A 7,282-nucleotide genomic window follows, 5' to 3' on the forward strand; every position below is an offset into this window, starting at 1 on the left:
TCATAAGAAACATTCCTTTCCTTGGTATGGTGTTTTTGACAATTCTATTATACCAAAAGGAATGTTTCTTTGCTTTATATCTTAAAAATTCAGGCTTCCGCCTTTATTTTAATGTGCGAAAGTTGAGATATGTAAATAAACAGGGCAGGCAAGTTATTGAATTCGTAGGCATTGCTGATGAAACCCATAAATATGAATTAGTATCTCGGATTTAAATCAATTATATATGCGGATTGGAGCAAATTAAAATGAAAAATAAAAAATCAGGAATTAGAATAATTGGTTTACTATTGACAGTTGTACTTATCTTTGTATTTCTTGGATGTAGTTCTAATAATTCAACATCTTCAAATTCGGCTTCAAATGTTCCAAAAACGAAGGTTTTTACAGATATGCTTGGCAGGAAAGTGACACTTTCTACTAATATTAAACGTATTGTACTTGTGAGAACAATGGATATATATATGCTCTCTTCAATTTTAGGTAAAGAACTAGATACAAAGTTAGTGGCTGTAGGTGAAAGTTTCAAGAGTACCGATATTGATGGATACAACATGTTTTCAAAAGTATACAAGAATCTTGATAAAATGACTGCCCTTGGCAGCGTGTATGACGATGCAATAAATGTTGAATCTGTTGTGAATTTAAATCCAGATATAATAATTGTTGATAAACAATTCTACAATAAAAATTGCATACAGAAAATGATTTCTACAGGATTACCTGTTGTCATTATGGATAATAATTCTGATCCTTTTTATGGGCCCGGAAAGAGTATAAAAATGTTAGGAAAAATGCTGGGTAAGGAATCAAAAGCTGATGAAATGGTGGAGTACGCTAACCAGAAAACTGATGCTGTGCTGCAAAGAGTTCAAAAAGTTATTTCAAGCGGAACGAAAAAGCCTGTATTATATTGGGAGTGCGGCAATGTAGCTCCAGACAAGATTGGGCAGACAGATGGTGATGTGAAAACCAGTTGGGGTTATGTTTGGGACAAACTTGGTGCAGATAATATTAGTATTGGTGTCACAGGTCAGCCATTAAATGTCGAAAAGGTACTTGCCTCAAATCCCGATATTATTATCATAGGCGGGGCCAACTGGAATCCAACTGATAATATTATGCGTCTTGGGTTTTTTGCAACTCAACAAAGTGCTAATGAGCATTTGAGGCTTTACACTAAAAGAGCAGGATGGTCTGATTTAAATGCAATCAAAAATGGAAGGCTTTACGCACTTCATTACAATCTTTATGGCCGTCCTTATGGTTTTGCTGGTGTTGAGGAAATGGCAAAGATGTTATACCCTGCGGAATTTAGCGATTTAGACCCTAATAAAGATATTCAAGAATTTTTCAGCAAATATATGGAAATGCCATATTCAGGTATACAGTGGGCTCAATGGAATAAATAATAAGTGAATGGGAGGGATTAAAATGAAAATAAAAAAGATGATATTAGGCCTGCTGCTTATTGTAACAATTATAGTATCATCAGCAGGATGCGGTACAACAGCAAAAAAAGAAGAAACAGCAAAGAATACAACACCTGCAACGAAAACATATATTGACATGGCAGGGAGAAAAGTAAAATTATCAACTGACATAAAGAAAATTGTCACACTGAGATATATGGAAACCAATATATTAGGGGCCATATTAGGTAAGGACTTTGATAAAAAAGTAATATCTTTGGGACAAGATCTAAAGACCAATGATATAGATCTGTATCAGAAGTTTTCACAAACTTTTGACATGGACAAAATTGTAGAATGCGGAAGCGTGTATGATGACTCGGTAAGCAGTGAGAAACTGCTGGAGCTTGATCCGGACATTATTATTGTTGATTATGCCTTTATGCAAAAGAACAGCGTTAAAAAATTGATTGAGGTTGGACTGCCTGTAGTTTTTATTGATTCGGATGGAAGCAATCCTAAGAATGATCCATTATATAGTATGCTGGACAGCATGTCTATGTTAGGCAATATGTTAGGGTACAAGGAAAAGACAGATGAAATGGTAAAATATGCGAGAGGCAAAATTGATAATGTATTAAAAATTGCCAATAAAGCTGTAAAAGAAAGTTCGAAAAAGCCATCTGTTTATTTTGAATTGGGGAATGTAACACCTGAAGAAATTGGAGCTACAAGAGGAGATACATCTGATGGACTTGGAGCATTACTTAAAAGATTAGGTGCTGAAAATATAGGAGAGGGGCACGGAATGGATTCGCTAAATCCTGAAATAGTTTTAAATTCAAATCCCGATATGATTATGATAGGTGGAGCAAATTGGAATCCAACATCAAATATTATGAGATTTGGCTATTTTGTGACTGAAGGACAAGCTAAAAAGCATCTAGAAGAATATACAAAACGATCTGGCTGGAGTGAACTTTCAGCTATTAAAAATGGCAGGTTATATGGATTTCATTTCAATTATGCCAAATATCCTTTTGGTTTTGCAATTATTGAATATACTGCGAAGAAATTGTGGCCGGAACAATTTAAAGATGTTGACCCAGAAGCGGATTTAAAAGAATTTTTTTCTAAATATATGCCTATTAGCTATTCTGGAGTATTTTTTGAAGACTGGAAAGATAACTAAGAGAAAGAGGAGGAATTTTTATGAAAAAGTTAAAAGCTAGGGGTATACCACTGATACTTATAATTGTATTTATTGTAGTTGCTGGTGCAGGATGTGGAAATGGAAACAGTAGTCAAAGTGATAAGCAGAGTAATAATACGGCACAGAACTCAACTACACCTTCAACAAGAACTATAGTTGATGGCACCGGTAAAAATGTGACAATACCGTATAAGGTTGAAAGGGTAGCAGCAGGTGGAGCTTTAAATCAAGTAGTTCTATTGGTAGGCGGTGCAGATAAGCTGGTAGCAACAGCAGAAAATGTTCAAATCGGATTTTTCCCCAAAGTATATCCTAGAATAAAGAAAATACCCGCTGCATATACCGGAAAAAGTGGTCCCGGAACATTGGATATGGAAATCGTACTTAAAACAAATCCTCAGGTAGTCTTTGGAGGAACAACTGGTTCCGCTGAACAAGAAAAATTAAAAAAGTCCAATATAGCATTTTTAGGTTTAAAGCTGAATACTCCAGAAGATATTAAAAGTACCGTCAGTATGGTGGGAAAGGTCCTCGGAAAAGATGGTGAAGAAAAAGCCCAAAAATTCAACGAATACTATGATGGCAATTTAAAATATGTTGAAGATAAAACAGAATCAGCTGAAAAAGTTAAGGTTTTTGCAGCTACAGGTTCACCTAAAGGGCAAATCACTACAATAGCAGGTAACGATATAAATAGCTCATATATAGAGGCAGCCGGGGGTACGAATATAGTAGCAGAAAAGTTCCCTGGTGACAAGTCTAATTCACAGAGTGCCAGTGTAGATAATGAAATATTAAATCTTAATTCTGCTGATTAACAATTTTATATTCATAGAAAAGGCGGGAGGATGGAGAATGGAAAATGTTGATTGGAACAAGTTTGCACAATATTATAACATGGTATCGAAACTTGAAAATGAATATACGTTGAATCAAATCAATTGTCTGAATATTACTTCAGAGGATACGGTTTTAGATATAGGATGTGGCCCCGGCCGCCTTGCTGTTCCTATCGCAAAACGCGCTAAAAGTGTTACTGCACTGGATGCATTCGAATCAATGCTTAAAATATGTAATGAGAATGCCAGAGATGAGGGGGTCTGCAATATAGCAACAAGGCTGGGTGACTGGAATAGTCTGGTTATAAATAAAACAATTCATAAACATGATATTGTTATTGCTTCCCGGTCAATAGGAATGCTGAACCCTGAGAAACTTAACAAGGCAGCAAAAAAATATGCTGTTATGATTGGATGGATCAAGGATGGTTCGCCTTCTATTGGAGCGCTTTTCAAAGGCATTTTGGAAGATAACAGCCAGAGTTTTTCCAAACCAGACGATCCAATACGAAACTATATAAATGGTTATCAATTTGCTTTCAACAAGGTTTATGATATGGGAGTCATGCCCAATCTTCGTGTCGTAAAGGACGGCTTTAAAAGAAATTATCCCTCCAGGGAAGCAGCTTATGGGAATTTGAGCAGGCTTCATGAATTTCCAGCAAAAATGTTACCCATTTTTAAACGGAACGTGAATAGATTTTTGACGTTTCATAAGGACGGAAGTGTAACATATTGCTGTGAAAGATGGTCTTATGTACTGTGGTGGCAGGTCAAAAATTGATTTTTTCGCACAACATATCAAGAAAGAAGAGCTGTGCAGAAGCAGAAAAAGGAGAGTTACAGATAATATTTTTTTGGTATTGTTTTGAAAGACATGAAGATTGCTTAACATGTAGCTCGGATATAAATATTTGCAGCCTGGTTTATATATTTATAGTTTATAGGCTGCTTTTTGCTATAAAGGTCCAGAAACTGAAAAACAGACTTTAGAAATCTATTGAAAAATGAACTTACAGATGAAGAAGTACAGAATTTGTTAAAAAATGCCGTTGCAGTTAATAAATAAATCAAAAAGGGTGATTTAAATGAAAGGTGTAAGTGAAATAGAACAGAAGCCAGAGATATCAATGTATATGTCCAATTCCATAGGAAAAGAAAAAAGAAAACAAAATAGTGTTATGATTGGCCTGACTATAATACCTATAATTGCTTTTATATTGTCTCTTACGCTTGGAAGATATGGTATTCCACTTTCTCAATTATTTAATATTTTTACAAGTAAAATTCTCAATCTTTCTGTAACTTGGCCCGAAACTTTAGAAACGGTTTTATTTCAAGTACGTATTCCTAGAATCATTGCTGCTATGATGGTGGGAGCTGCCTTAGCTGCAGCAGGGGCTACTTATCAAGGGTTATTTAAAAATCCCATGGTTTCTCCAGACATATTAGGTGCTTCTGCTGGTGCAGGTTTTGGAGCTGCTGTTGCTATTTTGATGTCTTTTAATGTTATAGGCATACAATTTTCTGCCTTTTTAATAGGACTGGCAGCTGTGATTCTTACATATACAATTGCCAGTATTATAGGAAAGGGAGATAATGCCATTTTAGTGTTGGTACTTACGGGAATGGTTATTTCAACTTTGTTTTCATCATTTGTTTCTATTACTAAATATGTGGCTGATCCAGAAAGTAAATTACCGGCTATTACTTTCTGGCTTATGGGAGGTCTCTCGTCTGTTAGTGCAAGGGATGTAATGATATTAATTATTCCACTAGTTTTAGGAATTGTTCCTATATTGCTTTTAAGATGGAAGCTTAATGTTCTATCATTTGGAGAAGAGGAAGCCCAGGCTATGGGAATAGATACGCGTAAAATTCGTGTGATAGTTATTATATGTTCAACCTTGCTTACAGCTGCATCTGTATCAATTAGTGGAATGATAGGCTGGGTAGGACTTATTATTCCCCATGTGGCTAGACTTGTAGTAGGACCTAATTATAAAATTTTGCTGCCGGCATCTATGCTTATTGGAAGTACTTTTCTGCTTTTAGTAGATGATGTAGCACGCAGTGCATTTACCGTGGAAATTCCACTTGGAATACTTACAGCTATTATAGGTGCACCTATGTTTATTTATCTACTTATAAAAGGAAAGAGAGGCTGGGTATGAAATTAGAAATTAAAAATGCTATTTGTGGTTATGGATCTAAAACTGTGATTAAAGGTATATCAGTAAAGGTAAAATCGGGAGAAATATTGTGTTTGCTTGGACCCAATGGTGTAGGAAAAACTACATTTTTTAAAACAATTTTGGGTTTTTTGAAATTACAAGGCGGAGAAATTATTTTAGATGGAGAAAATATTAGAAATTGGTCTAAAAAAAGGCTGGCTAAAGCTATTGGATATGTCCCACAGGCCCATACTCCTCCATTTCCTTTTTCTGTACTTGATGTTGTTATTATGGGACGTAGTGCCCATTTAGGAACTTTTGCATCACCTTCAAAAAATGATGTGGCTATTGCAGAAGAGTCTCTAGAAACTTTAGGGATATCATTTTTAAAGAACAAGATTTATACAGAAATTAGTGGAGGGGAACGGCAGATGGTTCTGATAGCAAGAGCGCTAACCCAGCAGCCCCATATTCTTATTATGGATGAACCCACTTCTAATTTAGATTTTGGTAATCAAATTAGGGTGCTTGAACGGATCAATTCTCTGGTAAAAAAAGGCATGGGAGTTATAATGACTACGCATTTTCCGGATCATACCTTTCTTTGCCCGAGTAAGGTGGCATTGATGCAAAAGAACAATATATTTAACGTAGGTGACGTGAATGATGTAGTTACTGAAGAAAATTTAAAATCAGCTTATCCATGGTATATGAAAATTTATCCTAAGATAAAAACGGTGTCTGTACCTTTTGATAAAGAAGTTAATATTGAAGAGCTTATAAAATCAAAGCCAGATGTAGTTGTATTATGGTCAGGGAAAGAAGAACTTCAGAAAAAAATAGAAAAGTTAGGTATACCTGTAATTATAATATATTATGATACACCAGAAGAGCTTAAAAAGTCGGTAACTTTAATGGGAAATCTGCTTGGGGATAAAGAAACTAAAAAGGCTGCTGAATTTTGTTCTTACTATGATTCTAATATAAAGCGCATTACTGAAAAGACTTCATCTATTTCTGCCGATAATAAAGTCAAGGTATATTATTCAGCAGAGAGTCCTTTAAGTACTGATGGAAACAACTCAATAGTTACCTCATGGATAGAAATGTCCGGCGGCATAAATCTAGCTGCACAAAATGGTATTACAGGCATGTCTCAAAATGTTCCTATGGAAGATGTAGTCAAATGGAACCCTGATGTAATTGTGGTTAGAGATGCACCTAACAAGGATGCTATTTTAAAAGATGTACGATTTAAAGATATTAATGCAGTTAAAAATAATAAAATTTATATAAATCCCAAAGGTGTTAATGTATGGTGTGCGAGAAGTGGTGACGAAGCACTACAGGTATTATGGGCAGCTAAAATTTTACATCCCGACATGTTTGAGGATATAGATATGAATAAAGAAGTAAAAGAGTTTTACAAAACATATTACAGCTATGATGTAAGCAATGAAGAACTAGAAGATATAATGAACCCTAAGAAATAAAAATTAAACTAATATGCTCCCTTTTAGGCAAACAAGTTTTTATTATTTCACTTGTGTGCCTAAAAGGGAGCAGTTTATATTAAATTACAGTGTAATTATAATAACATTTGCTACTAAATACAGCTAAATATATAGTATATACAGTTAATTG

6 protein-coding genes are annotated in these 7,282 nt (G+C 34.9%); all 6 read left to right on the forward strand.

What is annotated here, in order from left to right; translation table 11 throughout:
- The first annotated feature begins 248 nt into the window (after positions 1–248).
- The 6 genes from CLLU_RS17485 to CLLU_RS19400 all read left to right on the forward strand — a co-directional run bounded on the left by CLLU_RS17485 (position 249) and on the right by CLLU_RS19400 (position 7,131).
- Positions 249–1,412, forward strand: coding sequence for an ABC transporter substrate-binding protein (locus tag CLLU_RS17485; protein ID WP_106011049.1), 1,164 nt, complete (start codon positions 249–251; stop codon positions 1,410–1,412).
- Between the two features lie 22 nt (positions 1,413–1,434).
- Entirely contained in the window at positions 1,435–2,604 is a 1,170-nt protein-coding gene (locus CLLU_RS17490; RefSeq protein WP_106011050.1) for an ABC transporter substrate-binding protein, read from the forward strand.
- Positions 2,605–2,624: 20 nt separating this feature from the next.
- Positions 2,625–3,443 carry an ABC transporter substrate-binding protein gene (locus CLLU_RS17495; protein ID WP_106011051.1) on the forward strand — a complete coding sequence of 273 codons (819 nt, stop codon included), beginning with the start codon at positions 2,625–2,627 and terminating at the stop codon, positions 3,441–3,443.
- Between the two features lie 37 nt (positions 3,444–3,480).
- A complete protein-coding gene (locus CLLU_RS17500) occupies positions 3,481–4,248 on the forward strand; it encodes a class I SAM-dependent methyltransferase (protein ID WP_106011052.1) in 768 nt (255 codons plus the stop codon).
- A gap of 304 nt (positions 4,249–4,552) precedes the next feature.
- Positions 4,553–5,638 (forward strand): FecCD family ABC transporter permease, encoded by a 1,086-nt coding sequence (locus tag CLLU_RS17510; protein WP_106011054.1) that lies wholly within the window; start codon positions 4,553–4,555, stop codon positions 5,636–5,638.
- On the forward strand, positions 5,635–7,131 hold the full coding sequence (locus CLLU_RS19400; protein ID WP_106011055.1) for an ATP-binding cassette domain-containing protein: 1,497 nt from the start codon (positions 5,635–5,637) through the stop codon (positions 7,129–7,131). The genes CLLU_RS17510 and CLLU_RS19400 overlap by 4 nt, the downstream gene beginning before the upstream one ends.
- Positions 7,132–7,282: the final 151 nt, after the last annotated feature.

This window comes from Clostridium luticellarii (assembly GCF_002995845.1).
GTDB lineage: Bacteria > Bacillota > Clostridia > Clostridiales > Clostridiaceae > Clostridium_B > Clostridium_B luticellarii.